Below are 25,764 nucleotides of genomic sequence, written 5' to 3' on the forward strand. Positions count from 1 at the left end.
GTTCGGCTCGAAAGCCCACCGGCACCTCCTCGCGCAAGGGGGTCACAGGGCCAGCCCTCCGTCCACCGGCACCACCGCGCCGGTCGTCGCGCCGCTCTCCGGTGCCGCGAGAAACGCCAGGACCCGAGCGATCTCCGCCGGCTCCAGCAACCGGCCCACCGGCTGCTGTGCGGCGAACTCCCTCGCCCCCGGCAGGCCGTACAGCCGGGCGCTCTCGGCGAGGATCGGCGTGTCCGTCGAACCAGGGCTGACCGCGTTGGCCGTCACCCCCGTGCCGCCCAGCTCGACACCCAGCGCTCGGATCAGGCCCGCCACCCCCGCCTTCGCCGCGCAGTACGCCGCGAGCATCGGCAACCCGCTCGTCGCCGCCGCGGAGGCGACTGCCAGGAATCGTCCCGATCTCGGCTCCGGACGGCGCAGCAACGCCGGGATCGCCGCCCGGGCCAGGTTGACCACCCCGCGCAGGTTCACCTCCAGCACCGCGTCCTCCTGCTCCGGTGGCATCTCCCACAAAGGCACGCCGCCGGCGATCACTCCGGCGGCCGCGATGGCGACGTCGAGTCCTCCCCACCGTCGTTCGGCTTCGGCCACCGCCGCGGCCAGCGCCGAGGGATCCCGGACGTCGGCGACGAACGTCTCCGAGGAGACCGCGGCCAGTTCTGCCGGCGACCCCAGCGCATACGGCAGCGCGGGGTCGTCGGCGGCGATGTCGACCGCCAGCACCGCGTACCCCTCGCGCGTCAGGTGCCGGACGGTCGCGGCTCCGATCCCGCGGGCCGCTCCGGTGACGAGGGCGGTCCTCATCGCCAACCGTCCACATGGGACACCAACTGCGTGACGAAGGAGCCCAGCAACGCCTGTCCTTGCTCGGACGTCGCGGCGGTCGGGTCGCCGAGCACCCCGGTCCGGCTCACCGCGCGCACCCCGCCCTCCCGCAGCAGCGGCAGCACCTCCCCGAGGGGACGCCGATCGCCCGCCACCGCTTGGTCCATCCGCACGGACGACGGCCGCAAAGCCAGCTGCAGCGCGGTTTCCGGGCGCCCGGCGTGCGGATCGCCGTCCCAGCGCGGCTGGAACACCTCGACGTCCCGCGACTCCGCCCGCAGCCGGGCGACGGCCCGGGCGACCGGCGCCGCGTTGCCGCCGTGTGCGGAGACGAACAGCAGCCGTCCGAACGTCTCCGCCGCGGACCGGCCCAGCTCCAGCAGCAGCAGTTCGGTCGCTTCCTGCCCGATCGAGAGCGTGCCGGCGAACCCGGCGTGCTCACCGCTGGACCCGAACGCCACGGCGGGCGCCACCAGGACGTCCGGGCGCTTCTCCGACAGCCGGTCGCACAGCGCGAGCGCGATGTCGGTGTCCGTCGACAGCGGCAGGTGCGGGCCGTGCTGCTCGGTCGCGCCCACCGGCACCGCCAGGATCGCGCCGGACGCCGCCCGCGAGGCGACGTCCGGCCAGGCCAGGTCCGCGAGCCGCACGGTCAGCTCCGGAATCCCGCGAGCGGGCTCTCGTCGCAGGCCCGTTCCGGCGGACGGCGCATCCCGATGGTGACCGGGACCGGGCGCCGCCGGTGGGAGTGGTCGAGCGACGGCTTCGGGACGCTGGTGACGCCCGCGAGCGCCGGCTCGCCGTGGCCGCGCACGCACTCCGGGTCGGGCCCGTCGAGCGGCAGGCCGGTGAAGAACTTGGCCGCCATGCAGCCGCCGCGGCAGGCGTCGAACGCCGAGCACGACTCGCACGCCCCGCCGCTCTGCGGCGAACGCAACGACGTGAACAGCTCGGATTCCCGCCACACGCGGGTGAAACCGCCCTCGGAACGGGTGTTGCCGGCGAGAAAGGTGTCGTGGATGGCGAACGGGCACGCGTAGACGTCGCCGACCGGGTCGACCAGGCACACGACCCGCCCGGCGCCGCACAGGTTCAGCCCCGGCAGGTCGCCTTCGCCGTAGCCCGCGAGGTGGAAGAACGAGTCGCCGGTGAGGACGTTCTCGCCGCTCGCCACGAGCCAGTCGTAGAGCTGCCGCTGCTGGGCGGCGGTCGGGTGCAGCTCGCCCCAGGTGTCGGCGCCGCGGCCGGACGGGCGCAGCCGCGTGATGCGCAGCTGGGCCCGGTGGCGGTCGGCGAGGGCCTTGAACTCGTCGAGCTGGCCGACGTTGTGGCGGGTCATCACCACGGAGATCTTGAAGTTCTCGAAGCCGGCGTCGGCCAGGTTCCGCATCGCGCGGATCGCGGTGTCGTAGGACCCGGGGCCGCGGACGTGGTCGTTGACCTCGGCGGTGGCGCCGTCGAGGGAGATCTGGACGTCGACGTAGTCACTGGCGGCCAGCCGGCGGGCCACCTCGGGCGTGATCTTGACGCCGTTGGTGGAGAACTTGACGCCGACGTGGTGCGCGGTCGCGTAGTCGACCAGTTCCCAGAAGTCCGGGCGGACGGTCGGCTCGCCGCCGCCGATGTTGACGTAGAAGACCTGCATGCGCTCGAACTCGTCGATCAGCGCCTTGCACTCCGCGGTGGACAGTTCGCGCGGGTCGCGCCTTCCGGAGGAGGAAAGGCAGTGCACGCAGGAAAGGTTGCAGGCGTAGGTCAGTTCCCAGGTGAGGCAGATGGGCGCGTCGAGCCCGTACTGGAACTCGTCCACAAGGGACATCAGAGACTCCTCGGCTGGATCATGTGCGACGCGGCGAGGGCGGCCAGCGCCGCGCGGTACTTCGGCAGCTCCCCGGCGGCGACGCCGGCCTCGGCGCAGGCCGCCCGCGCGTCCGGGTGCCGGGCGAGGCCGCGGACGACGTCCAGGAGCGCCGGGCTCTTCAGGAAGGACAGCCGGCGGGTGCCGAAGTGGTACAGCAGGGCGCCGAACCGCTCGGGCCGGATCGAGACCCGGTCGTCGAGGCGCCACGCGCCGTCCAGGTCGAAACCCGCCGGCGAGTCCTCAGTAGACACCGCACATGCCGTCGATCGAGACCTCTTCGACCAGGAGTTCCTCCGTGAGGACCTCGTCGGTCTCGGCGGGTTCGGTGGTGGTGGGGTTCTCGGTCATCCTGACTCCTTCGGCAGCGATGATTTTCGGCACTGAGTGACGAATAGGAGGGAGAGTAGTGTCACCCAGTGTCAATAATCAAGGCCCTCGACGAAACGGCACCCGGATGACCGATGACACGCTCGCCCGCCCCGCGACCCGCCGGGGCCGCCCGCCGGGCACCAGCGCCCGGGAGCTCGAGGTCGCCGCGCTGCGCTTGTTCGGCGAGCAGGGCTTCCACGAGACGACGGTCGACCAGATCGCCGCGGCGGCCGGCGTCAGCAGGCGGACGTTCTTCCGCTACTACGACGCCAAGGCGGACGTGCTCTGGAACGAGTTCGACACCGAGGTCGAGACGATCCGCTCCCTGCTGGCGGAGACGCCGGCGGAGCTGCCGGTGTTCGACGCGGTCCGCCGCGCGGTGCTGGAGGCCAACCACTACCGCGCGGACGACGTGCCGGAGCTGCGCCGCCGGATGACGCTGTTGAGCACGGTGCCGGACCTGGCCGCGAGCGCGGCGGTCCACTACGACGCGTGGGAGCGCGCGGTGAGCGCGTTCGTCGCCCGCCGGTCCGGGCAGCCGGAGGACTCGCTCTACCCGCTGGTGGTGGGGCGCGCGGTACTGGCGGCCTGCCGCGCGGCGTACGACCGCTGGTCCGCGCGCGCCGACGCCGACTTGACGGTGTACCTGGACGCGGCGCTGCGAGCCCTCGCGGCCGGGCTCACCGACGACGTGCTGGGGAGGGAACCGGACCCGGTGGCGGGCTGACGCGGCGCGAGCCTGGTGTGGTGGCACCGGTCCCGGGCACGGTGGCCGTCATCGTCGACGACCGCGTGTCCCGGTACCGCGCGCCGGCCGCGCGGCCGCTACCAGTCTGTTTCGGCGAGGACGCCGGGGAGGCCTTCGGTGAGCATCCGCCGGCGGACGCGGTGCAGCAGCCGGGACATCACGAATCCGCCGGCACCGCGGAATCCCGTGTGGCGGTAGGTGAGGCGGGTGCCGGTTCCGGATTCGGTCAGGTGGTACGTCACGGTGCTGGGTGGGTCGGTTTCCTGGTTGCGCCAGCTGAAGCTCAGGAGCCCGGGTGCGTCGGCCGCGAGGATCTCGCAGCGGACGATGCCGTCCCAGCCGGGGACCGGCTTTCCGACGAACCGGAATTTCGTGCCGACTTCGGTCGCGAAGCCTTCGGGACGGCCGCCGCGGCCGGTCGACGTCCACCGCGGGACCAGGGCCGGGTCGGTGAGGGCGCGCCAGACCCGGGCGCGGGGCTGCGGGTAGTCGCGGACGATCTCGAACTCGCTCATTTCAGTCACTCCATTCTCTACAGTCACTGTAAACAGTACTCCTGCTGTACGATGTCCTGGTGCTGAAACCCGAGACGCTGCGAGAGCGGCGGAAGCGCGAACTGCGGCAGCAGCTGTCCGACACGGCGACCGTGATGTTCCTGGAGCGCGGGTTCGACGCGGTCCGCGTCGCGGACGTCGCGCGCGCGTGCGGGGTCACGGAAAAGACGGTGTTCAACCACTTCGGCAGCAAGGAAGAGCTGCTGGCCGACCGCTGGGACACCCACGTGGACGCGCTGGGCGCGCGGCTCGCGGAGGCGGAGCCGCTGGACGCGGCGCTCGAGGTGCTCGGCGAGGAGCTGGACTTCCTGGTGGCGTCGGCGCGGCGGCACGGGTGGGAGGAGATCCGCCGGTTCGGCGAGCTGGTCCGGACGACCCCGGCCCTGGTGGCCCACCACCGAGCGGCCCGCGACCGGCTGACGGAGGCCGCGGTGCAGGCGCTGGCCACCCGAGCCGGCACCACGCCCGACGACCCGGTGGTCCGCATCACGGCGGCGGCGGTGACGGGGTTGTGGAACGTCTACGCGCTGAGCCTCCAGCGACACCTGCCGAAGGGCGCGGCCCGCGCGGCTCGCGAGGTCCGGGCGGACCTGGCCCGAGCGGCGGACGCACTGCGCCGAGGACTCTGACCGCGATCAGCCGGTGCGATCCGGCGGCCGGACAGCTTCGCTCGGGCGGCGGAGGCACTGCGCCGAGGACTCTGACCGCGATCGGCCGGTGCGTGACGCGAGCCGACCCGTGGGCCGGACAGCTTCGCTCGGGCGGCCGGACAGCTTCGCTTGCTCGCGCCGGGCGTATCCGGTCGCCAAGCTCGGTGCGCCGCGCGTTCGGGCCCGCCGCGGGCGGCCCGCCGGGCAGCCGAGACCCGCCTGCCCACGCCGAGCGCATCCCGGCAGGAGGCCCGAAACCCCCGACCTCAGTGGGGGAGCGGCCCCGTCAACTGCCGCTCCGACGTCACCTGGAACGTGCACACCGCCGCGGACTTCCCGGCCAGCCAAGCCTTGCTGTCCGGATAGAAGACCCCCACCGAAGCTTCGACCGGCGGCACGTAACCCGGCCCGAACACCGCCGCCCGCTGGGCGTCGCAACCCGCCTTCGCCTGGGCCTCCAGCATGTCCTCGCCCGGGTACTCGCCCTCGAAGTACCCCTTCAACGGCACCGTCGCGAACGCCTCGCCGTCGTGCGGCACCGTGCACGCCACCTTCGTCGCGTCGAGGCTGTACGCCGGCGGTGCCGTGTAGCACTCGCCGGGCTTGAGGCCGACGATCGTGGGAGTCGTCCCCAGCAGCTCGGCGCGGTTCACCAGGACAATCACGCCGATCGTCAGCGCGCCCACCCACAGCAGGCTGATCACTATCCCGGCGATGGCCATGCCGCGGCCGGCCTGGTTGGTCCGCCCGATCTGCACCAGCGCGACGATGCCGAAGATCAGCCCGAGCACCAGCGAGAACCCGCACACGCCGAGGATCCCCAGGATCAGCGACGCGACCGCGAACGTGTTGCGCCCTCGTGGGCCGGGCGGCGCCGGGGCCACCTGCATCCACTGCGGCGGGTTGGGCGGCGTGGCACCACCCGGGTACTGCTCGGACATCGATCCCCCCTCGGCCGGACGCCGCCGAACGGACGCCCGGCCTGAGCATAGTGGCGGATCGTGACGCGATGTCACACCTGGCCGCTTGTCGCTCGATGGGGTGACTGCTTACAGTTTTCCCTCCGGCTTCGCGGGGAGGAAGCATGCATGCCAGGCGGCGCTCGATCCGGTTCAGCGGCACGGAAGTCACCATCAGCGCGGCCGTCAAGGACGGCTTCTTCGGCACCGATCGCAAGCACACCTTCGACGTCAAGAAGATCAAGAGCATCAGCAACTCCGCGCCCGGGTTCTCCCGTCCCGGAAAGCTGACGTTCACCGTCGAAGGCGCCTCCGACGAAGTCGTCGAGAATCCGGCGAGTGGCGGCGACCGGGTGGACATGAACACGTTCTGTTACGGGAGCCTGGACGCGGGCCGGGTGCGCAAGCTGGTCGCGGAGATCGAGAAGGCCAGGGACGCGACGTAGGCGTACCCGTTGCGCTCCGAGGCGGCCTAGCTATACCGTGAGCAAACTAGAACAGGTTACAGTTTGTGGCGGGCCGGACCGAGGAGCGGACATGGCGAAGAAGGCGCCGCGCGGCGACGAAGCCGACTACGTCGTCGTCGGGTCGGGGAGCTCGGGGGCGGCGATCGCGGGCCGGCTGGCGCAGTCCGGGGCCAGCGTGATCGTCCTGGAGGCGGGCAAGAGCGACGAGCAGCTGCTCGTCAAGAAGCCCGGGCTGGTCGGCCCGATGCACGCGGTGCCCCAGCTCAAGGCCCTCAACGACTGGGGTTTCTACGGCGTCCCGCAGAAACACGTTCTCGATCGCCGCATGCCGGTGCCGCGCGGCAAGGTCGTCGGCGGCTCCAGCTCCATCAACGGCATGGTCTACGTCCGCGGCAACCACGCCAACTTCGACTCCTGGGCCGCCGAGGGCAACACCGGCTGGGACGCCGACAGCGTCAACGCGGCGTACAAGCGCATGGAGGACTTCGAGGACGGCGAGAACGCCTTCCGCGGCGCCGGCGGCCCGATCCGGGTCACCCGCGCCAAGAACCCCCAGGAAGGCTCGCTGCAGTTCATCGACGCGACGTCCGACGCGCTCGGCTGCAAGATCCTCGACGACTACAACGCCGAGTCCCAAGAAGGCGTCAGCCGGATGCAGCAGAACGCCGCCGAAGGCTTGCGCTACAGCGCCTCGCGCGGCTACCTCCACCATCTCGCCCCGCCGACGCTGGAACTCCAGACCGGCGTGCTGGCCAAGAAAATCCTCTTCGGGAACGGCCGCGCCGTCGGGGTCGAGGTCGTCGACGGCGGCCGGCACCGCACGATCCGGGCGGGCAAGGAGGTCATCCTCTCGGCCGGGTTCGTCGGCTCCGCGCAGCTGCTCATGCTGTCCGGGATCGGCCACGCCGAGCACCTGAAGGAACACGGCATCGACGTCCTCGCCGACCTCCCGGTCGGGGACAACATGCACGACCACATGTTCCACGCGCTGACGTTCCACGTGTCCTCCAGCAAGAACAAGGGCTCCGCGCCGTACTTCGCGCGCGGCCTGGCCCGCGAACTGCTGCGGCCCGGCACCACGTTCCTGGCCAACTCGGTCTTCGAGGCGGTCGCGTTCCTGAAGACCTCGCAGGCCGAAGCCACCCCCGACCTCCAGCTGCACCTCCTGCCGTGGGCGTACGTCTCGCCCAACCAGGACGCGCCGATCCGGCACGACGTCGACAAGCGCCCGGCGCTCACCGTGCTGTCGACGCTGATCTACCCGAAGAGCCGCGGCACGCTGCGGCTCGCCTCGGCCGATCCCACGGCCGCGCCGCTGATCGACTTCCAGTACCTCTCCGAGCCCGCCGACCTGGAGGTGCTCGCCGAGGGCTCGGAGATGGTCCGCGAGATCTTCGCGTCGAAGGCGTTCAAGGGCGCTGTCAAGGAAGAGATCCACCCGGGCACGAACCTGCGCGGCCAGGAGCTGCGCGACGCGATCCTCAACCGCGCGACGTCGGTCTACCACGGCGTCGGCACCTGCCGGATGGGCGTCGACGAGCTCGCCGTCGTCGGTCCCGACCTCAAGGTGCGCGGTGTCGAGGGCCTGCGGGTCTGCGACGCCTCGATCATGCCGTCGATCACCGGCGGCAACACCAACGCGCCCGCCATCATGATCGGCGAACTGGGCGCCCGGCTCGTCCTCGGGAGCGGATCGTGACCGTGACTCCGCTGCACCTCACCCGTCCGGCGTCGGTGACCGACGCGTTCCTGGCGCAGCTGGTCGCCCGCGTGCCGGGATCGTCGGGGGAGACCTGGAAGCTCACCGAGGTCTACACCGGAGAGGTGCTCGTCGAGCTGCCGCAGTCGACCCCGGCCGACATCGAGTCGGCGTTCGCCGTCGCCCGTGAGGCGCAACGGAAGTGGGCGGCGACGCCGCTCAAGCAGCGCCTGGCGGTGTTCAAGCGGGCACACGCGCTCTTCGTCGACCGCGCGCGGGCCGTCGCCGACCTCATCCAGGTCGAGAGCGGCAAGAACCGGCGGATGGCGATCGAAGAGACCTGCGACCCGGCCATGGTGATGAGCCACTACCTGCGGCGGGCCGCCAAGCTGCTGGCGCCGGTCAAGCGCGGTGGCCCGGTGCCGATGCTGACGTCGTCGACCGAGGTCCGGCAGCCCAAGGGGGTCGTCGGCATCATCGCGCCGTGGAACTTCCCGTTCGCCACCGGCATTTCCGACGCGGTCCCGGCGCTGATGGCCGGCAACGCCGTGGTCCTCAAGCCGGACAACAAGACGGCGCTCTCCCCGCTCTACGGCATCCGGATGCTGGAGGAGGCCGGCCTGCCGGAGGGTCTGTTCCAGGTCGTCTGCGGCGAGGGCCCCGACGTCGGCCCGACGCTCATCGACCAGGCCGACTACGTGATGTTCACCGGCTCCACGGCCACCGGACGCGTGATCGGCGAGCGGGCCGGGCGCAACCTCATCGGCTGCTGCCTGGAGCTCGGCGGCAAGAACCCGATGATCGTCCTCGACGACGCCGACCTCGCCGAAGCCGTGCCGGGCGCGATCTTCGGCGCGTTCGGCAACACCGGCCAGATCTGCATGCACATCGAGCGGATCTACCTGCCGGAGTCGCGCTACGACGAGTTCAAGGACGCCTTCGTCGCGGCCACGGCCGCGCTGGACGTCCGGGCCGCCTACGACTTCGGGCCCGACATGGGCTCGCTCGTCTCGCCCGACCACCTGCGCCGCGTCAAGGAGCACGTCGACGACGCGGTCGCGAAGGGCGCGACCGTGCTCTGCGGCGGCAAGGCGCGCCCCGACCTCGGGCCGGCGTTCTTCGAGCCGACGATCCTCGAAGGTGTCACGACGGACATGGCCTGCGGGGTCACCGAAACGTTCGGGCCGGTGATCGCGCTGCACAAGTACCGCACGGTCGACGAAGCCGTCGAGCTGGCCAACGACACCGACTACGGCCTCAACGCCTCGGTCTGGAGCCGGGACATCGGTGCCGCGCGGGCGGTCGCGGCCCGCCTGGAGTCCGGCAACGTCAACATCAACGACACCCTCGCCACGGCGTTCGCCGCCAAGGGGACGCCGTCCGGAGGGGTGAAGAGTTCCGGGGTCGGCGCCCGCCACGGCGACCAGGGCCTGCTCAAGTACACCGACGGCCAGAACCTGGCCGTGCTGAAGAAGCAGGTCATGGGCCCGCGGCCCGGACAGGGCTACGAGAAGTACGTCGAAAGCATGCTGTCCGGGCTGAAGCTCATGCGGCGGTTGCGGATCCGCTGATCAGTTGAGCTTCCGGGTGTCGGCGGGCAGGCCGCCGCCCGCGTAGACGTCTTCGGCGAGCTTGGCCAGCGCGGTCAGGGCGACGTTCTGGCTCCACGGGCCGTAGGACACGCGGGAGACGCCGAGCTCCTGCGCGCGCTTCAGCGGGATCGAGCCGGGGATGCCGATGAGGTTGACCTTGCGCTCGCCCAGTTCCTCGACGAGCCGCGCGACCTGGGCCTCGTCGAGCTTGCCGGGCACGAAGAAGTTGGACGCGCCCGCGTCGAGGTAGGCGCGGCCGCGGGTGATCGCCTCGGTCAGCGCGGTCGCGGGGTCGGTCTTGATGAAGGCGTCGGTGCGGGCGTTGAGCACGAAGTCGACGCCCGCCTTCCGCGCGGCCTCGACGGCCGCTTCGACCGCCTTCACGGCCTCACCCAGCGGCTTCATCTGGTCTTCGAGGTTGGCGCCGACCGCGCCGACGTCGATGGCCCGGGCGATGGTGCCGCCGGGGTCGCCGTAGCCGGCTTCGAGGTCGGCGGTGACGGGCAGGTCGCCCGCCGTCCGCACGATCAGCGCGACCTCGGCGATCATCTCGTCACGCGGGATCTTCTCCCCGTCCGGGTAGCCGCGCGAGGCGGCGATGCCGTGGCTGGGGGTGGCGAGGGCCTGCGTGCCGGGCGTCTCGGCGACGACCTTGGCGGTGATCGCGTCCCAGACGTTGACGACGAGCAGCAGCTCGGGCGCGGCGTGCAGCTCCTGCAGCCGGGTGGCCTTCTCGGCGGTGGAAGTCATGCCGCCCAATCTAGGGCGAGCCGGCGATCTTCGCTTCAGCCGTCGACCAGGAGTCCACGCAGTGGTCCCTGCAGCCGGCCCGATCGCCGGGAGACGCCGGGGAGCAGCACGAGCCGGTGGGTGCGGGGTTCGCCCCGGTTCTCCCGCTCCAACTGCTCCTCGGCCAGGGGCCGCCAGAGCCGGTCGACGACGTCGGCCGGGTCGCCGTCCACCTCGGTCACGTCCCGGCCGAGGTGCTCGGCCCACAGGCGCAGCCGCGTCGTGCGGGCCAGCTGGGCGTCGTCGGTCGCGATGTTGACCTCGGTGTCGTTGAACAGCGAGTGCTCGTTGAGGTTCGCCGACCCGACGGTCAGCCACTCGTCGTCGACGATGCCGAGCTTCGCGTGGACGTAGACGGGGGAGGAGGCGTCCCCGTCGTGCGCGCTGATCGTCGTCGCGAGCAGCCGGCCGTGACCGCCGTCGGCGTCGAGGAGGCGGCCCAGCTGGCCGCGGGTGGTGTCGGCGCCGTTGCTCGGCTTGCGCGGCAGCAGCAGGACCATGCGGAAGCGGTCGTCCGGGGGATTGCTCAGCTTGTCGAGGAGCACCTCGGCGATCTCGGGCGACCAGAGGAACTGGTTCTCCAGGTAGACGAGCCGGCGAGCCGAGCGCAGGGCCCGCAGGTAGCCGTCGAGGATCGTGAACTCGCCCTTCGGCGCGAAGTCGTACGTCGAGTTCGGCACCGTGCGCAGCAGCTGAACGCGGGTGCCGCCGGCCGGCCCCGGCACCTTCGGCGCCGGCAGGTCCTCGTCCGCGACCTCCGTCCAGCGCCGCCGGAAGTGGTCCGCGACGTCGGCGACGACCGGCCCTTCGAGCCGGGACGCCAGGTCGTGCCAGCCGATGGGCCGCGGCGGGTGGTCCGGGCTGTCGTGGCGGTCGCCCTCCAGCGCGGTGAAGTCGACGCCGCCGACGAACGCGACCGCGTCGTCGACGATCACGAGCTTCTCGTGGTGGCAGTGCATGGTCCGCTCGCGGGAGTCAAGCACACAGCGCACGGCCGAGCCGTCGGTGAACTTCAGCTGCTCGCGCTGGGCGAGGCCGCGCGTCGGCTGGAACGCAGGCACCGGCGGCCCGGCCCACATCAGCACCCGGACCTCGACGCCGCGCTCGGCGGTCTCGGCCAGCAGCTCCCGCAGGGTGAGGGCGCCGGGCTCGCGCGTCAGCCGGAAGTCGGCGCTCGCGTGCCAGTTGGCGATGTGCACATGGGACTTGGCGTTCCGGATGGCGTCTTCGATCGCCGGCAGCGTCTCCTCGCCGTCGATCAGCACCTCGACGCGGTTGCCGTCGCGGACGGGCGCCCGGCCGCCGAAGCGGTCACCACCCGGCTCGAGCACGTCGCCCCAGCCCAGCGACCGGAGTCTTCGCTGGTGGTGAGCGCACAGGACGTGCTCGAGCCCGTCACCGAGCCGTTCGTCCACCTTGTCCAGGAAAGCGTGGAAAGACTTCACGCGTCCTATGGCACTACAGATCGGCCCGGTCCGCCGATCAGCGGCTGCCGCGAAGGGTGGCGCGGCCGGCGTAGCGCGCTTCGGCGCCCAGCTCCTCCTCGATGCGGATGAGCTGGTTGTACTTGGCCGTGCGGTCGGAGCGGGACAGCGAACCCGTCTTGATCTGGCCGCAGCCGGTGGCGACGGCGAGGTCGGCGATCGTGGTGTCCTCGGTCTCGCCGGAGCGGTGCGACATGACGGCCGAGTAGCCCGCCTTGTGCGCGGTGTCGACGGTCAGCAGCGTCTCGGTGAGCGTGCCGATCTGGTTGACCTTGATCAGGATCGAGTTCCCGATGCCGCGGTCGATCCCGTCCTGCAGCAGCTTGACGTTGGTGCAGAAGACGTCGTCGCCGACGAGCTGCACGCGGTCGCCGATGCCGTCGGTGAGCTGCTTCCAGCCGTCGTAGTCGTCCTGCGCGAGGCCGTCCTCGATGGAGACGATCGGGAAGCGCGTGGTCAGGTCGGCGAGGTAGGCGACGTGCTCCTCGACGCTGCGCTTGCGGCCCTCGCCGCGGTAGTCGTAGACGCCGTTGTCGTAGAACTCCGACGCGGCCGGGTCGAGCAGCAGCGCGATGTCCTCGCCCGGGGTGTAGCCGCTCTCCTCGATCGCGCGCACGACGAACTCGAGCGCTTCGTCGGCGGAGGCGAGGTTGGGCGCGAAGCCGCCTTCGTCGCCGACGTTGGTCCCGTGCCCGGCCTTCTTCAGCGACGCGCGCAGGGTGTGGAAGACCTCCGAGCCCATCCGGACGGCCTCGGCGAAGGTCTCGGCGCCGACCGGGCCGATCATGAACTCCTGGAAGTCGATCGGGTTGTCGGCGTGCGCGCCGCCGTTGACGATGTTCATCATCGGCATCGGCAGCTGGTGGGCGAAGACGCCGCCGACGTAGCGGTACAGCGGCAGCGTGTTCGCCGCCGCGGCGGCCTTCGCGACGGCCAGGGAGATCCCGAGCGTGGCGTTGGCGCCGACGCGGGCCTTGTTCGGCGTTCCGTCCGCGGCGATCAGGGCGGCGTCGACCTCGGACTGCGCTTCGGCGTTCAGCCCGATGACGGCGTCGGCGAGTTCGGTGTTGACCGCGGTGACGGCCTTGCGGACGCCCTTGCCGTGGTAGCGCGCCTGGTCGCCGTCACGGAGTTCGACCGCCTCGCGCGTGCCGGTGGAGGCGCCCGACGGGACGGCGGCCCGGCCCAGCGAGCCGTCCGCCAGCACGACGTCGACCTCGACGGTCGGGTTGCCCCGGCTGTCGAGGACCTCACGACCATGAACACGGGCGATTGCCGTCATTTCAGCTCCTCGAAGAAGTTTCCCCAGGGGCGCCGGCGGCGCTGCCGTGCGCGGGTCCGCGACGCAGGCTAGCAGAGAGCTTCTGAATCGATAAGGGCCAATTCACGTGCGCGCATCGCGTGCTTGGCGGGGCATCACGGGTGACTGGACGGGCATCACGTGTGCTTGGCGGGGCATCACGCCGGGACTCAGTCGTCGGCGGTCTGGCTGCGCTGGTGCTCGGTGATGTCGGTCAGCGTGCGCTTGAACCGCTCGTAGGTCTCCTGGCCCAGGCGGTCCGCGTGGCGGCGCTGGATGGCGGCCATGATCGCGTCCGCCGCGCTCATCTGGGCGAGGCCGCGCGCGGTGGGGCAGATCAGCTTCGCGCGGCGGTCACTCGGGTCCGGCCGCCGCTCGACGTAGCCCAGTGCCTCCAGCTCGTCGATCAGCGTCCCGATGATCTGCTTGTACTGCCCCGAAAGCCGGGACAGCTCGGTCGCCCGGACACCGCCGGGGTCCAGGTAGGCGAGCACGGCGCCGTGCCGGTGCTTCAGGTCGTCGAACCCTTGGGAAGCCAGCGTCGTGAACAGTTCCCGCTGCACCGCGAACAGGAGGCGTCCCGAAAGGACACCCAGGTCGGGGTCCGTCGCGTTGCGTTCCGCGCGGGTGACCATCGGCTGTCCTCCTCACCGTCGGCCCCCACCTTAACGATCGTCAGGAGCCGAGCGTGGGAAGGAAGGCCGGGGCCCGGCGCGCCGGGGCGGCCCGCTCGAACGCCGCCGCGAAGGCGAGGACCCGGGCGTCGGACCAGCGGCCCGCGAAGAACGACACGCCGATCGGCAGCGGGCCCGCGAACCCGGCCGGGACCGACACGTTCGGGTAGCCCGCGACGGCCGCCGGCGTCGACGAGCCGAGGACGAACGCGTCGCCCGCGGCGTAGTCCGTCTTCCACGCCGGGCTGTTGGTCGGCGCGACGATCGCGTCCAGGTGCAGGCGCGCGAGCGTCTCGTCGATCGACCGCTGCGCCAGCGACGTGGCCGTCGCGCGCTGCTGCCGGTACGTCGGGTCGGTCGGGGCCGGCGCGGCCGCCGCCTGCTCGAACAGCTCCTGGCCGAACTTCGACAGCTCCACCGGGTCGCGCCGGTTGAACGCGATCAGCTCGTCGAGCGTGGCGGGGTGGCCGGGCCGGTGCGTGAGGTAGGCGTCGAGGTCGCGCTTGAACTCGGTCAGCAGCGCCGGCGTCTCGGCGGCGCCGATCCGGTCCTGGTAAGGCAGGTCGACGTCGACGACCGTGGCCCCGCGCGCGGTCAGCGTCCGGACGGCGTCCCCGACCACCCGGTCGACGTCGGCGTCCAGGCCGGCCAGCCGCCAGACGCCGATCCGGGCCCCGCGCAGGGCACCGGGGTTCAGGAGGGCCGCGTAGTCGCGCGGCTGCCCGGCGGGGATCGCCGCCGTCGCGGGGTCGGCCGGGTCGCGGCCCTGCAGCACGGACAGCGTGACGGCGGCGTCGACGACGTGGCGCGCCATCGGCCCGGCCGTGTCCTGCTCGGCGGAGATCGGCACGACGCCGGTCCGGCTGACCAGCCCGAGCGTCGGCTTCTCGCCGACGACGTCGTTCGCACCGGCCGGGCAGACGATCGAGCCGTCGGTCTCGGTGCCGATCGCGACCTGGGCGAGCGTGGCCGCGACGGCGGCGCCGGAGCCCGACGACGAGCCGCACGGGTTGCGGTCGAGCACGTACGGGTTGTTCGTCTGGCCGCCGATCCCGGACCAGCCCGACGTCGAATGCGTCGACCGGAAGTTGGCCCACTCGGAGAGGTTCGTCTTGCCGAGGATGACGGCGCCGCCGCGCTGGAGCCGGTTCACCAGCGCCGCGTCGGCGGCCGGGCGGCTGCGCGGCAGGGCCCGTGAACCCGCGGTCGCCGGCTGGGCGCGGGTGTCGATGTTGTCCTTGAGCAGCACCGGGATCCCGTCGAGCTGCCCGAGCGTCCGGTGCGCGCGGCGCCGGGCGTCGCTGGCGGCGGCGGCCCGGAGCGCGCCCGGGTCGACGGCGACGACCGAGCGGACCTTGCCGTCGACGCTGTCGATGCGGTGCAGGTAGGCCGTGGTCAGCCGGACGGCGGTGAGACCACCGTGGTCCATCCGCTGCTGGAGTTCGGGGATGGTCGCGGCGTCGAGGTCGAAGCCGAGGCCGGTCGCGGCGGCGGCGGGAACCGGGGCCAGGAGGGAACCGGCGAGGACGACGAGCACGGCGGCCGAGCGCAGACGATTCACGGCGTCCATGCCACTCCGGAACGCCCCCGCGGTCAACCCTCCGTTGGTCGGGCGCCTCCTCTGTCCACAAGGGACTCGATGCCGGGCGGGAGGCTCGCGCGGTCGGCCACGAACCCGACGATCGCGGTGCGCAGCGCGCGCACGGCCCGGGTGGGCTCGACCTCCTTGCGGTAGGCCAGCTGCACGATCCGCGTCATGCCCGCTTCCGGCGCGAACCGCGTCATCACGAACCGCTCGCCGGCCACGGTGCTCGGCACGACGGCCGACCCGACGCCGGCGCGCACCAGCTCCAGCACGGCGTCCATCTCGCCGCCCTCTATCGCGAACGACGGCTCGAACCCGGCCGCGCGGCAGGCGTTGACCGTCGCTTCCCGGACGTCGTAGCCGCGGCGGAACATCACCAGCGGGACGTCCGCGAGGTCCCGGACGTCGAGGCGGCTGTGCCGCACCGGCGCGTCCGCGGGGGAGATCACCACCAGTTCCTCCAGCAGCAGGGGCGTCGCCGCCAGGTGGGGGTCACCGGACATCCGCGCACCGGCCAGCAGAGCCAGGTCCAGCGCGCCTTCGGCGAGCCGCTGCCGGAGATCGCCCGACCCGCTTTCGTGCAGCTCCAGCTGGATGCCGGGGTACCGGCGGCGGAACGCCGAGAGCATCGCGGGCAGCAGGCCGGTGCACAGGCTGGGCGGCGCGCCGAGGCGCACCCGGCCGCGGTCCAGCTCGTCGAGTTCCCGGATCGCGAGCCGCGCGGACTCGGTCTCCGCCAGGATCCGCCGCGCGATCGGCAGCAGCACCTCGCCGGCCTCGGTGAGCGAGACGTTGCCGCGGATCCGGTGGAACAGCGGCGCGCCGAGGTCGTGTTCGAGCGTGCGGATCTGCTGGGACAGCGAGGGTTGCGCGACCCGCATCTCTTCGGCCGCGCGGGTGAAGTGCCGGTGCTCCGCGACGGCCACGAAGTAGGCGAGCTGGTGCAGCTGCATGAACCCACGATAGCTGGTGGCTATCGAATGTAGAGCTATCATGTCTTTGACCTCTGATGAATCCGCTCTTACCGTCGATCGGGTGGTAACTGACCTCGAGCGCCGATCGAACGTCCGCCGGTTCTGGGACTCGACGATCGGCAAGAAGATCGTCATGGCGGTGAGCGGCGGCCTGCTGCTCGCGTTCGTGTTCGCGCACATGGTCGGCAACCTCAAGACGTTCCTCGGCGCCGACGACCTCAACCACTACGCGCACTGGCTGCGGACGATCGGCGAGCCGGTCCTGCACTACGCGTGGTTCCTCTGGATCCAGCGCGTCGTGCTGCTGATCGCGCTCGTCCTGCACGTCACGGCGGCGGTGCAGCTGGTCCGGCGCGACCTGCGGGCGCGGCCGGTGCGCTACGTCCACCGGCGGCCGGTGCGCGCGACCTTCGCGGTGCGCACGATGCGCTGGGGCGGTGCGACGCTCGCGGTGTTCGTCGTCTGGCACATCCTCGACTTCACCGTGGGCACCGTGAACCGGGACTTCGTGCCCGGTGACCCGTACCACAACCTCGTCGCGGACTTCCAGGTCTGGTGGGTCAACGTGATCTACCTAGTCGCGCTCGCGATGCTCGGCCTGCACATCCACCACGGCTTCGCCAGCGCCGCGCGCACGCTGGGTGTCACCAGCGCGCGGCGGGAACGGGCGATCAAGATCCTCGGCAGCACGACGGCGGTCGTGATCGCGGGCGGCTACGCGCTCGTCCCGGTCGCGATCATGACGGGACTGGTGGATTGATGACGGACTACCTGACCGGCGACCCGATCGCCGACACCAAGGCTCCCGGGGTTCCGCTGGAAAACCGCTGGGACGAGCGGAAGTTCGCCGCGAAGCTGGTGAACCCGGCGAACCGGCGCAAGCACCGCGTGATCGTGGTGGGCACCGGGCTGGCCGGCGGGTCCGCGGGGGCGACGCTGGCCGAGCAGGGTTACCACGTGGTGCAGTTCTGCTTCCAGGACTCGCCCCGGCGGGCGCACTCGGTCGCGGCGCAGGGCGGGATCAACGCGGCCAAGAACTACCGCAACGACGGCGACTCCGTGTACCGCCTGTTCTACGACACGGTGAAGGGCGGCGACTTCCGCTCGCGGGAGTCCAATGTGTACCGGCTCGCGCAGGTGTCGGCCCAGATCATCGACCAGGCGGTGGCCCAGGGCGTGCCGTTCGCGCGGGAGTACGGCGGCCTGCTCGACACGCGCTCGTTCGGCGGCGTGCAGGTGCAGCGGACGTTCTACGCCCGCGGCCAGACGGGCCAGCAGCTGCTGATCGGCGCCTACCAGGCGTTGTCGCGGCAGATCGACGCCGGGAACGTCGAGCTGCACCCGCGGACGGAGATGCTCGACCTGGTCGTCGTCGACGGCCGGGCGCGCGGCATCGTCGCGCGGGACCTGGTGACCGGGGAGATCGAGACGCACCTCGCCGACGCCGTCGTCCTCGCGAGCGGCGGCTACGGCAACGTCTTCTACCTCTCCACCAACGCCAAGGGCTCCAACGCGACGGCGATCTGGCGGGCGCACAAGCGCGGCGCGTACTTCGCGAACCCGTGCTTCACGCAGATCCACCCGACGTGCATCCCGCGGTCGGGGGAGCACCAGTCGAAGCTGACGCTGATGAGCGAGTCGCTGCGCAACGACGGCCGGATCTGGGTGCCGAAGCGCCAGGGCGACACGCGGCCGCCGGGGGAGATCCCCGAGGACGAGCGCGACTACTACCTCGAGCGGCTCTACCCGAGCTTCGGCAACCTGGTCCCCCGGGACATCGCCTCGCGGGCGGCGAAGAACGTGTGCGACGCGGGCCTCGGCGTCGGGCCCGGCGGCCTGGGCGTCTACCTGGACTTCGCCGACGCGATCGCGCGCATGGGCCGCCCGGCGATCGAAGCCCGCTACGGCAACCTCTTCGACATGTACCAGCGCATCACGGCGGAGGACCCCTACCGCACACCGATGCGGATCTACCCGGCCATCCACTACACGATGGGCGGGCTGTGGGTGGACTACGACCTGCAGAGCACCATCCCCGGGCTGTTCGTCATCGGCGAGGCCAACTTCTCCGACCACGGCGCCAACCGGCTCGGCGCGTCGGCGTTGATGCAGGGCCTGGCCGACGGCTACTTCGTGCTCCCGACGACCCTCAACGACTACCTCGGCGGCACCCGCCTGGACTCCGTGTCCCCGCGACACGAAGAAGTCACCCGGGTGGAAACCGAAGTGCGCGAACGGATCTCACGCTTGCTCGGCGTCGGTGGCACGCGGTCGGTCGATTCGTTCCACCGCGAGCTGGGCCTGCTGATGTGGGACCACTGCGGGATGTCCCGCAGCCGCGAGGGCCTGCGCAAGGCCCTGGACCGGATCCCGGGACTGCGCGCGGAGTTCTGGCGGGACGTCCGCATCCCCGGCGACGCGGGGGAGCTGAACCAGGAGCTGGAGAAGGCGAACCGGGTGGCGGACTTCCTGGAGCTGGCCGAGCTGCTGCTGATCGACGCGCTCGCGCGGGAAGAGTCCTGCGGCGGCCACTTCCGTGAAGAACACCAGACCGACGGCGGCGAGGCGCGACGCGACGACGAGGGGTTCTCCTACGTCGCCGCGTGGGAGTACGGCGAGAAGCCCGTGCTGCACCGCGAAGACCTCACCTTCGAGCACGTGCACCCGACCCAGCGGAGCTACACATGAAACTCACCGTCCGCGTCTGGCGGCAGGCCGGCCCGGCCACCGAGGGCAGGCTGGTGTCCTACCCGGTCGACGACCTCAGCCCGGACATGTCCTTCCTCGAGCTGCTCGACGTGCTCAACCAGGAGCTGATCGCGAACGGCGACGAGCCGGTGGCCTTCGACCACGACTGCCGCGAGGGCATCTGCGGCTCGTGCGGCGTCGTGATCAACGGGCAGGCGCACGGTCCCGAGCGCACGACGTCCTGCCAGCTGCACCTGCGCTCCTTCGCCGACGGTGAGGTGGTCGACGTCGAACCGTGGCGTGCCAAGGGGTTCCCGGTGATCAAGGACCTGGTGGTCGACCGGTCGGCGCTGGACCGGATCGTCCAGGCCGGCGGGTACGTCAGCGCCCCGACCGGCAGCGCCCCGGACGCCCACGCGACCCCGGTGCCCAAGCCGGACGCGGACCTGGCGTTCGACAACGCGACGTGCATCGGCTGCGGCGCCTGCGTGGCGGCGTGCCCCAACGGCTCGGCGACGCTGTTCACCGCCGCGAAGGTGACGCATCTGTCGCTGCTGCCGCAGGGGCAGCCGGAACGCGCCCGGCGCGTGCTCGACATGGTGGACACGATGGACGCGGAGGGGTTCGGCGGGTGCACGAACACCGGTGAGTGCGTGGCTTCGTGCCCGAAGGGGATCCCGTTCGCGAGCATCGCGAACCTCAACCGGGAGTTCCGGAAGGCGAGCCGCTCGGGCCGTGGCTGAGCGGCTCGCCATCCTGGGTTCAGCGGTCGAGCGTGACGGTTCGGCTCAGCGCTTGAGCTTGGCGTACACGATCACGTTGTCGAGGTAGTTCCGGTTCGCCGCGTCGTACTTGCCACCGCAGGTGATCAGGCGCAGCTCGGGCTCGGAAGTGTTGCCGTACACCGCTTCCGTCGGGAACGACTTCTTCGCGATCTGGTCGACCTTCGTCACCTCGAACGTCAGCTTCCCGCCGTCGGCGCGGTCGACGTGCACGGGGTCGCCCGGCTTCAGCTCGTGCAGCCGCCAGAAGATGCCCTTGCGGTGGTCGCCGTCGATGTGGCCGAGGATCACCGCGGGCCCGACCTCGCCGGGCGTCGGGCCGTACTCGTACCAGCCGGCCTGCAGCGGCTGGTCGACCGGCGGCACCTCGACGGTGCGGTCGGGGTTGAGGCCGAGCGACACCAGCGTCGACTTCGCGTCGATCGCGGGGACGTCGAGCGCGGTCGGCAGGGACCGGGTCACGCCGGCGGCGGCCGGGGCCGGCGGTGGGGCGGCGGGGGTCGCCGCCGCTCCGCAGCCGGCGAGCAGCAGCGCGGAGACGATGGCGAGGAGGGCGCGGCGCAGCATCGCCTCAGCCCTCGACGGCGAGGCTGCCGTCGCCGGTCTGCGGGGCACCGGCGGGAACGACGACGACCTGGCCCGGCCCGGTCGGCTTCGGCGGCGCTTCGGGCGCGCGCTCCTTCGACGGTCCGCAGGTGACGGAGGCGAGCTTGACGTCGCCGCTGCCGAGGGCGCCGGTGGCCTTGCCGCCGAGCAGCTTGACGTGCAGGGCCGTGACTTCGAGGCTGCCGTCGTAGCGCTGGATCTGCTCGTTGACGGTCACCTCGGCGACGCCGGGGATGCCGAGCTTCTGGTTCGGCGAAGTGGCGGCGGGCAGCGTGCCGAGCCGGCCGAGGTTGACGCCGGCCAGGTCGCTGCTGCCGGTGACGTGCCCGTCGGCCGACGCGCAGCGGGCGCTGATCAGCCGGATCGACGGCACGCGCCCGGCGGCCGCGGCGAGCAGCGGCAGCGTCACCTCGGCGACGCTCGCCTTCGCGGCCACGGACCCGGCGCCGTCGACGACTGAGCTGCTGATGGCCTTCGCGGTGACGAGCCCCTTGAGCGGGGCGTCGGCGACGCTCGCTTCGGCGGGCCCGGCGCTGCTCGACTTGGCCAGCTGCCCGGTGTCGACGGTGATCCCCTTGCCGCCGGTGAGGACGCCGGGCAGCAGGGAAACGCCCGCCGACGCGCCGAAAGCGGACCCGGTGACGGCGTCGTCGGCGGTGGCGACACCGGTGGCGCCGGCGAGCACGGCGACGGTCACCCCGGCCAGGCTCCCGGCTCGGAGCAGGGTCGTGCGCATGAAGAAAGTCCTTTCGCCGGAACGGAAAACGGGGAGACACCGCGGCGGGACGTGACCCGGCGGCGAGGGAAAGCCCGGCCACGCTATCAAAATCGCTACGCGGGGCAAGGATTCCTTGTGGTGACGGGGATGCCGGTGGTGCGCGATACGTGATCTTCGGATTCGGTAACGACACGAAGCGGTCATCTGAAGCTTCGGATTTTCACAATCCACGGACGCGGAGTAATGCCCGTTGCGGCATTCGAGGGGGTTCACCGCAGAATCGCACACGGACGAGTGATTACCTGGATGGGCGGCAGCGAACACTCAGCGTGATGTGACCACCACGGGCGTTTGCCGTGGCTCAGACCCGGTACGGGCCGTGGTTCCCGAGGTCCGGGCTCACCTGCGGAGACGGGCCACCCTGTCCCGAAACCGGGGTGACCGTCGTCTGCTCGATCCCGGCGGGCGGCCGGTCGGCGTCCCGCTCCTGGAAGCTCGTCTCCACGATCGTGTCCTGCCGCCGGTGGCCCAGCACCGCCAGCGTCGCCCCGTGCACCAGCGCCAGCAGCAACAGGAACACGCCCAGCCGGCCGACGAGCGCGGCCGTCGAGCCCGACCAGCCCGGGCCCACCACCGAAAGCAACGCCAGCACGCCGAACGCGACCAGATGGAAGACCGTCACCACCATCCGCGCCATCGCGCCGGTCGCTCCGCCGCCGGTGCCGCCGCTCAGGTAGCGGCGGCCGCCGCGGTACAGGATCTGGCCGTCGGCCACCACGAAGATCAAGCCGATGATCAGGAACCCCGGGAGTTCGTTGTCGGGCATCGTGTCCTCCTCTTTCCGCGAGGGGTACCCGGGGACGCCGCGGCGATGAGCCGCTTCACCGGATCGAGCGACGACCGTCCTGGAGGAACTCCAGGTTTACGATCACGACCATGCGATTCGCCATCAAGACCTCGCCCCAGAACACCGAGTGGGCGGACATGCTCGCCGTGTGGCAGGCCGCCGACGAGATCGAGCTGTTCGAGTCCGGCTGGACCTTCGACCACTTCTATCCCATCTTCTCCGATTCGACCGGGCCGTGCCTCGAAGGCTGGGTCACGCTCACCGCGCTCGCGCAGGCCACCAAGCGGCTGCGGCTGGGCACGCTGGTCAGCGGGATGCACTACCGCCACCCGGCGCTGCTCGCGAACATGGCCGCGACCCTCGACATCGTTTCGGGCGGCCGCCTCGAAATCGGCATCGGCGCCGGCTGGAACGAAGAGGAGTCCGGCGCGTACGGCATGCGGCTCGGCTCGGTCAAGGAGCGCAGCGACCGCTTCGAGGAGGGCTGCGAGGTGCTCGTCGGCCTGCTGACCCAGGAGAAGACGACGTTCCAGGGCGAGCACTACCAGCTGACCGACGCCCGGTGCGAACCCAAGGGCGTGCAGAAGCCGCACCCGCCGATCTGCATCGGCGGCAGCGGTGAGAAGCGCACCCTGCGCACGGCCGCGAAGTACGCCCAGCACTGGAACTTCGTCGGCGGCACGCCCGAGGAGTTCGCCCACAAGCGCGACGTGCTGCACCGCCACTGCGCGGACATCGGCCGCGACCCGGCCGGGATCACGCTGTCCTCGCACGTCCGCCTCGACCCGGACGGCGACTACGCCAAGGTGGCGGCCGAAGCCGAAGCGCTCGGCGAAGCGGGTCTCGACCTCGCGATCGTGTACCTGCCGCCGCCGCACACCCCGGCCGTGCTGGAGCCGCTGGCAAAGGCCCTGGAACCGTTGCGCTGACGCGAACCTCACCCGGGCGTGCGGAGTGGATCACCCGGGCGAGTTGCCGCGAATTGCGCGGCTCCGCGACCGGTGGGAGCGTCGGGAAACCGCACTGATTTCCCACCACGGAACCAGGAGTCGCGCATGACCACCACCGAGATGCCCGCCGTCCACGAATGCACCGTCAGCGGGTGTTCCTACAACCACGACGGCTGCCACGCGTTCGCCATCACCGTCGGCGGCGACAACGGGTCCGCCGACTGCGGCACCTTCGTCCCGTTGAACACGAAGGGCGGCCTCGACCGCGTCGTGGCCCAGGTGGGCGCGTGCTCGCGAGCGGACTGTAGGCACAACTCGTCGCTGGAGTGCACGGCCTCGAGCGTCCGGGTCGGGCCGGGCGCGGGCGCGCACTCCGCCAACTGCCTCACCTTCGAGAAGTAGCGCTCCGCGCCCCCGGCGCCGGTCGATCCCCGACCGGCGCCGCGGCGCGCCGCCGGACGAGGTGCAGCCCGCCGGCGGCCACGACGCCGGCCGCCGTGATCACTCCGGTGGCCCAGGGACTCAGGGACTTCGACAGGCTCGGCGCCGTGCTCGGCCCGAGGAGCCAGACCGCGAGCGGCACGACGTAGGCCGCCGCCATCAGGCCGCTCCACCAGCGGGCCGCGCGCGACCGCAGGGTGCGGGCCACCACGATCGCGACCGGGATACCGGCGATCAGGGCGAACTGGCCGAGAACGAAGATCGGGAACGCCCACGCCGCGACGAGCACGGCCTTCGACGGGCGGGTGGGTGCGGACATCACTGCTCTCCCCGGCGACGCTGGGTGCGGGCCTCGGCGGCGGTCTTGAGGTCGGCCAGCCAGCGGTCGAGGCCGGGCGCGAGGTACCGGATGGCCGTGGCGGGGTCGGCTTCGATCTGCGCACCCGTCCAGCTCTCCTCCGTGCGGACGACGACGCCGCCGCGGGCCGGCGTGAACGTCCAGACGTGGACGCCCCGGTCGATGCGCAGGCCGTCGCCGGTCGCCGGGCCCGTCCAGCGGATGCACCGTTCGGGCTGGACCTGCCGGACGGTGGACGTGATCACGAGCGTGGTGGCGGGGGAGGAGGGCGTCGCCGGAGCGGGCGTCGTCCAGCGGAACCGCGAGCCGGGATGCAAGGGGCCGGGATCCAGCCGCTTCGCGCTGGTGACGGCGGCCTGCCAGTCCGGCCACCCTGCCACGCCGGTCTGCACCTTCCAGACGGTGCTCACGGGTGCCTTGACGAACGTCTCGGTCCGGTGGTGGAGCTGGGCGGCGGGGTCGATGCCCTGACCGCGGCAGGTCAACGGGCCCGGAGTGGCCGCGTTCGCCGGAGCGGCGGCGAAGAGGGCCGCGGCGGCCAGCGGGACGGCGAGCAGGGCGGAGCGCCGCCGAGTGGTCGCGAACATGGGGTTCTCCTCGTCGGTTAGTGGTTCTTGCTGTAGTTAGAAGCTATAACCAGACTGTGCTTAGTGTCAATAAGAAAAGTGATAGCCTCTAACCAACCGGAGGGAGCCGCTCATGACGGACGCGGGACCGAGCTCACGCGAGCGCTACCGGGCGCAGGTGCGCGCGGAGATCAAGCAGCACGCGTGGGAGCAGATCGCCGAGGCGGGCGTGCCGGCGTTGTCGCTCAACGCCATCGCCAAGCGCCTCGGGATGAGCGGGCCCGCGCTGTACCGGTACTTCGCGAGCCGGGACGGGCTGATCACCGCGCTGATCCGCGACGCGTACCGGAGCATCGCCGACACCGTCCGGGAGGCCCGGAACGGCGGGGCGGACCTGGCCGGCCTGGCGCACGTCATCCGGGACTGGGCCCGGCAGGACCCCCAGCGCTACTTCCTGATCTACGGCACGCCGGTGCCCGGCTACCACGCCCCCGGCGACACCACCGCGATCTCGCACGAGGTGATGGCGGTGCTCATCGACGCGTGCGGCGAGCGGGGAAGCGGAGGTCCGGAAACCGCGTTCGACGGCCACCTCGCCGACCACCGCGAGTGGGCGGGCGGCGACCCGGCGCCGACGGTGGTGCTGCACCGCGCGCTGGCGTTCTGGACGCGGCTGCACGGGGTGCTTTCACTCGAGCTGGCCGGTCACTTCGCCGGGATGCGGTTCGATCCGGGCTTGCTGATCGACGAAGAGGTGGCGGCCCTGGCCCGGTCTGCGGTCACGGGGTGAAGCAGCTCAGCGACGGGAGTGCCGCCGTGGAGCTGTCCGACACTTCGACCAGCCACACCAGCAGGTGGATCACGACGCAGACGACGTCGTCCGGCTCCCCGCGGGACGCCAGCTCCACCTGGATGTCGCGGCTCTCCACGTCGTCGCCCAGTGCCGCGAGCAAGGCTCGCAGCGCGGCCAACGGGCCCGGCGGCAGCCGGTCCACCTCGACCGGCCGGGCCTGGTCGTCCGCCACCACGATGGTGAAGATCGACCCGGGACCGGCCGGGTGCCGGGCGTGGACCACGCCCGCGCACCGGTCGACCAGCTCGGCGACGACTTCGGCGGGGGCGTGCGGGGAGCCGGCTCGAGTGAGCGCCCCCAGCGTGTCGGCGACCTCCTCGTACGCTCCGGCCATCGCGGCCTCGACGAGGTCGGCGGTGAACTGCCGGATCGGCCCGCCGGGGTCTCGGTTCTCCGTCATCCGGTCGAAGTACCCCGCGGCGACG

General features: G+C 71.7%; 30 protein-coding genes. 11 read left to right on the forward strand and 19 right to left on the reverse strand.

Features of this window, described 5'->3' with window-relative positions; translation table 11 throughout:
* Window positions 1-42 precede the first annotated feature (42 nt).
* Genes AA23TX_RS35805 through mftA form a run of 5 tightly spaced genes read right to left on the reverse strand, consistent with a single transcriptional unit; the run spans window position 43 to window position 3,034 of the window.
* Window positions 43-804 (reverse strand): mycofactocin-coupled SDR family oxidoreductase, encoded by a 762-nt coding sequence (locus AA23TX_RS35805; protein ID WP_155547109.1) that lies wholly within the window; start codon window positions 802-804, stop codon window positions 43-45.
* On the reverse strand, window positions 801-1,475 hold the full coding sequence (gene mftE, locus AA23TX_RS35810) for a mycofactocin biosynthesis peptidyl-dipeptidase MftE (RefSeq protein ID WP_155547110.1): 675 nt from the start codon (window positions 1,473-1,475) through the stop codon (window positions 801-803). The genes AA23TX_RS35805 and mftE overlap by 4 nt, the downstream gene beginning before the upstream one ends.
* Window positions 1,476-1,477: 2 nt before the next feature.
* Complete coding sequence (gene mftC, locus AA23TX_RS35815) at window positions 1,478-2,644, reverse strand: mycofactocin radical SAM maturase (protein ID WP_155547111.1); 1,167 nt, start codon at window positions 2,642-2,644, stop codon at window positions 1,478-1,480.
* Window positions 2,644-2,937, reverse strand: a complete 294-nt coding sequence (gene mftB / locus AA23TX_RS35820; RefSeq protein ID WP_155547112.1) for a mycofactocin biosynthesis chaperone MftB — start codon at window positions 2,935-2,937, stop codon at window positions 2,644-2,646. The genes mftC and mftB overlap by 1 nt, the downstream gene beginning before the upstream one ends.
* Window positions 2,927-3,034 (reverse strand): mycofactocin precursor MftA, encoded by a 108-nt coding sequence (mftA, locus tag AA23TX_RS35825; RefSeq protein WP_155547113.1) that lies wholly within the window; start codon window positions 3,032-3,034, stop codon window positions 2,927-2,929. The genes mftB and mftA overlap by 11 nt, the downstream gene beginning before the upstream one ends.
* Before the next feature lie 106 nt (window positions 3,035-3,140).
* On the opposite strand from mftA, the gene mftR reads away from it, so the two are divergent.
* Complete coding sequence (mftR, locus tag AA23TX_RS35830; RefSeq protein ID WP_155547114.1) at window positions 3,141-3,782, forward strand: mycofactocin system transcriptional regulator MftR; 642 nt, start codon at window positions 3,141-3,143, stop codon at window positions 3,780-3,782.
* A 98-nt stretch (window positions 3,783-3,880) separates the two neighbouring features.
* On the opposite strand, the gene AA23TX_RS35835 is transcribed toward mftR, so the two are convergent.
* Window positions 3,881-4,318, reverse strand: a complete 438-nt coding sequence (locus AA23TX_RS35835; RefSeq protein ID WP_155547115.1) for an SRPBCC family protein — start codon at window positions 4,316-4,318, stop codon at window positions 3,881-3,883.
* A gap of 59 nt (window positions 4,319-4,377) precedes the next feature.
* Between AA23TX_RS35835 and AA23TX_RS35840 the strand changes: the two genes are divergently transcribed.
* Window positions 4,378-4,986 carry a TetR/AcrR family transcriptional regulator gene (locus tag AA23TX_RS35840; RefSeq protein WP_155547116.1) on the forward strand — a complete coding sequence of 203 codons (609 nt, stop codon included), beginning with the start codon at window positions 4,378-4,380 and terminating at the stop codon, window positions 4,984-4,986.
* 287 nt (window positions 4,987-5,273) lie between these two features.
* Here AA23TX_RS35840 and AA23TX_RS35845 read toward each other — a convergent pair whose 3' ends face one another.
* Window positions 5,274-5,948, reverse strand: coding sequence for a DUF4190 domain-containing protein (locus AA23TX_RS35845; RefSeq protein WP_155547117.1), 675 nt, complete (start codon window positions 5,946-5,948; stop codon window positions 5,274-5,276).
* A 143-nt stretch (window positions 5,949-6,091) separates the two neighbouring features.
* On the opposite strand from AA23TX_RS35845, the gene AA23TX_RS35850 reads away from it, so the two are divergent.
* From AA23TX_RS35850 to AA23TX_RS35860, 3 genes are all read left to right on the forward strand, one after another.
* Window positions 6,092-6,412: a hypothetical protein gene (locus tag AA23TX_RS35850; RefSeq protein ID WP_155547118.1), complete on the forward strand. Its 321-nt coding sequence runs from the start codon at window positions 6,092-6,094 to the stop codon at window positions 6,410-6,412.
* Window positions 6,413-6,503: 91 nt separating this feature from the next.
* Window positions 6,504-8,132, forward strand: coding sequence for a GMC family oxidoreductase (locus tag AA23TX_RS35855; protein ID WP_155547119.1), 1,629 nt, complete (start codon window positions 6,504-6,506; stop codon window positions 8,130-8,132).
* On the forward strand, window positions 8,129-9,703 hold the full coding sequence (locus AA23TX_RS35860) for a succinic semialdehyde dehydrogenase (RefSeq protein ID WP_155547120.1): 1,575 nt from the start codon (window positions 8,129-8,131) through the stop codon (window positions 9,701-9,703). The genes AA23TX_RS35855 and AA23TX_RS35860 overlap by 4 nt, the downstream gene beginning before the upstream one ends.
* Here the strand turns inward: AA23TX_RS35860 and AA23TX_RS35865 are convergent, their stop codons facing one another.
* The 6 genes from AA23TX_RS35865 to AA23TX_RS35890 all read right to left on the reverse strand — a co-directional run bounded on the left by AA23TX_RS35865 (window position 9,704) and on the right by AA23TX_RS35890 (window position 16,509).
* Complete coding sequence (locus AA23TX_RS35865) at window positions 9,704-10,474, reverse strand: isocitrate lyase/PEP mutase family protein (RefSeq protein WP_155547121.1); 771 nt, start codon at window positions 10,472-10,474, stop codon at window positions 9,704-9,706.
* Window positions 10,475-10,509: 35 nt separating this feature from the next.
* Entirely contained in the window at window positions 10,510-11,958 is a 1,449-nt protein-coding gene (locus AA23TX_RS35870; protein WP_155547122.1) for a phospholipase D-like domain-containing protein, read from the reverse strand.
* 37 nt (window positions 11,959-11,995) lie between these two features.
* Window positions 11,996-13,279 (reverse strand): phosphopyruvate hydratase, encoded by a 1,284-nt coding sequence (eno, locus tag AA23TX_RS35875; protein WP_155547123.1) that lies wholly within the window; start codon window positions 13,277-13,279, stop codon window positions 11,996-11,998.
* A gap of 188 nt (window positions 13,280-13,467) precedes the next feature.
* Complete coding sequence (locus AA23TX_RS35880; protein WP_155547124.1) at window positions 13,468-13,932, reverse strand: MarR family winged helix-turn-helix transcriptional regulator; 465 nt, start codon at window positions 13,930-13,932, stop codon at window positions 13,468-13,470.
* A 40-nt stretch (window positions 13,933-13,972) separates the two neighbouring features.
* Window positions 13,973-15,541, reverse strand: a complete 1,569-nt coding sequence (locus AA23TX_RS35885) for an amidase (RefSeq protein ID WP_155547125.1) — start codon at window positions 15,539-15,541, stop codon at window positions 13,973-13,975.
* 23 nt (window positions 15,542-15,564) lie between these two features.
* The gene (locus AA23TX_RS35890; RefSeq protein ID WP_155547126.1) at window positions 15,565-16,509 is read right to left on the reverse strand and encodes a LysR family transcriptional regulator; all 945 of its coding nucleotides are present in this window, start codon (window positions 16,507-16,509) and stop codon (window positions 15,565-15,567) included.
* Window positions 16,510-16,591: 82 nt separating this feature from the next.
* Here AA23TX_RS35890 and AA23TX_RS35895 point away from each other — a divergent pair, with 82 nt between their 5' ends.
* Genes AA23TX_RS35895 through AA23TX_RS35905 form a run of 3 tightly spaced genes read left to right on the forward strand, consistent with a single transcriptional unit; the run spans window position 16,592 to window position 19,961 of the window.
* On the forward strand, window positions 16,592-17,290 hold the full coding sequence (locus AA23TX_RS35895) for a succinate dehydrogenase cytochrome b subunit (protein WP_439328787.1): 699 nt from the start codon (window positions 16,592-16,594) through the stop codon (window positions 17,288-17,290).
* Complete coding sequence (locus tag AA23TX_RS35900; protein WP_155547128.1) at window positions 17,290-19,218, forward strand: fumarate reductase/succinate dehydrogenase flavoprotein subunit; 1,929 nt, start codon at window positions 17,290-17,292, stop codon at window positions 19,216-19,218. Before AA23TX_RS35895 ends, AA23TX_RS35900 begins: the two co-directional genes overlap by 1 nt.
* Window positions 19,215-19,961: a succinate dehydrogenase/fumarate reductase iron-sulfur subunit gene (locus AA23TX_RS35905; protein WP_155547129.1), complete on the forward strand. Its 747-nt coding sequence runs from the start codon at window positions 19,215-19,217 to the stop codon at window positions 19,959-19,961. Before AA23TX_RS35900 ends, AA23TX_RS35905 begins: the two co-directional genes overlap by 4 nt.
* Window positions 19,962-20,006: 45 nt before the next feature.
* Here the strand turns inward: AA23TX_RS35905 and AA23TX_RS35910 are convergent, their stop codons facing one another.
* From AA23TX_RS35910 to AA23TX_RS35920, 3 genes are all read right to left on the reverse strand, one after another.
* A complete protein-coding gene (locus AA23TX_RS35910; protein ID WP_155547130.1) occupies window positions 20,007-20,567 on the reverse strand; it encodes a class F sortase in 561 nt (186 codons plus the stop codon).
* Window positions 20,568-20,571: 4 nt separating this feature from the next.
* Window positions 20,572-21,342, reverse strand: coding sequence for a choice-of-anchor P family protein (locus tag AA23TX_RS35915; protein WP_155547131.1), 771 nt, complete (start codon window positions 21,340-21,342; stop codon window positions 20,572-20,574).
* 343 nt (window positions 21,343-21,685) lie between these two features.
* Complete coding sequence (locus AA23TX_RS35920) at window positions 21,686-22,150, reverse strand: hypothetical protein (RefSeq protein WP_155547132.1); 465 nt, start codon at window positions 22,148-22,150, stop codon at window positions 21,686-21,688.
* Between the two features lie 110 nt (window positions 22,151-22,260).
* On the opposite strand from AA23TX_RS35920, the gene AA23TX_RS35925 reads away from it, so the two are divergent.
* A complete protein-coding gene (locus AA23TX_RS35925) occupies window positions 22,261-23,100 on the forward strand; it encodes an LLM class F420-dependent oxidoreductase (protein ID WP_196425674.1) in 840 nt (279 codons plus the stop codon).
* 126 nt (window positions 23,101-23,226) lie between these two features.
* Complete coding sequence (locus AA23TX_RS35930) at window positions 23,227-23,523, forward strand: DUF1540 domain-containing protein (protein WP_155547134.1); 297 nt, start codon at window positions 23,227-23,229, stop codon at window positions 23,521-23,523.
* Here the strand turns inward: AA23TX_RS35930 and AA23TX_RS35935 are convergent.
* Both AA23TX_RS35935 and AA23TX_RS35940 read right to left on the reverse strand, forming a co-directional pair.
* A complete protein-coding gene (locus tag AA23TX_RS35935) occupies window positions 23,507-23,881 on the reverse strand; it encodes a hypothetical protein (protein WP_230862920.1) in 375 nt (124 codons plus the stop codon). The two genes, AA23TX_RS35930 and AA23TX_RS35935, sit on opposite strands and share 17 nt — an antisense overlap.
* A complete protein-coding gene (locus AA23TX_RS35940) occupies window positions 23,881-24,507 on the reverse strand; it encodes an SRPBCC family protein (protein ID WP_155547135.1) in 627 nt (208 codons plus the stop codon). The genes AA23TX_RS35935 and AA23TX_RS35940 overlap by 1 nt, the downstream gene beginning before the upstream one ends.
* Window positions 24,508-24,619: 112 nt before the next feature.
* On the opposite strand from AA23TX_RS35940, the gene AA23TX_RS35945 reads away from it, so the two are divergent.
* Window positions 24,620-25,276 carry a TetR/AcrR family transcriptional regulator gene (locus tag AA23TX_RS35945; protein WP_155547136.1) on the forward strand — a complete coding sequence of 219 codons (657 nt, stop codon included), beginning with the start codon at window positions 24,620-24,622 and terminating at the stop codon, window positions 25,274-25,276.
* On the opposite strand, the gene AA23TX_RS35950 is transcribed toward AA23TX_RS35945, so the two are convergent.
* Window positions 25,266-25,739, reverse strand: coding sequence for a hypothetical protein (locus tag AA23TX_RS35950; protein ID WP_155547137.1), 474 nt, complete (start codon window positions 25,737-25,739; stop codon window positions 25,266-25,268). The genes AA23TX_RS35945 and AA23TX_RS35950 overlap by 11 nt on opposite strands.
* Between the last annotated feature and the right edge of the window lie 25 nt (window positions 25,740-25,764).

Origin of the sequence: Amycolatopsis camponoti (genome assembly GCF_902497555.1) — a bacterium.
Classification (GTDB): domain Bacteria; phylum Actinomycetota; class Actinomycetes; order Mycobacteriales; family Pseudonocardiaceae; genus Amycolatopsis; species Amycolatopsis camponoti.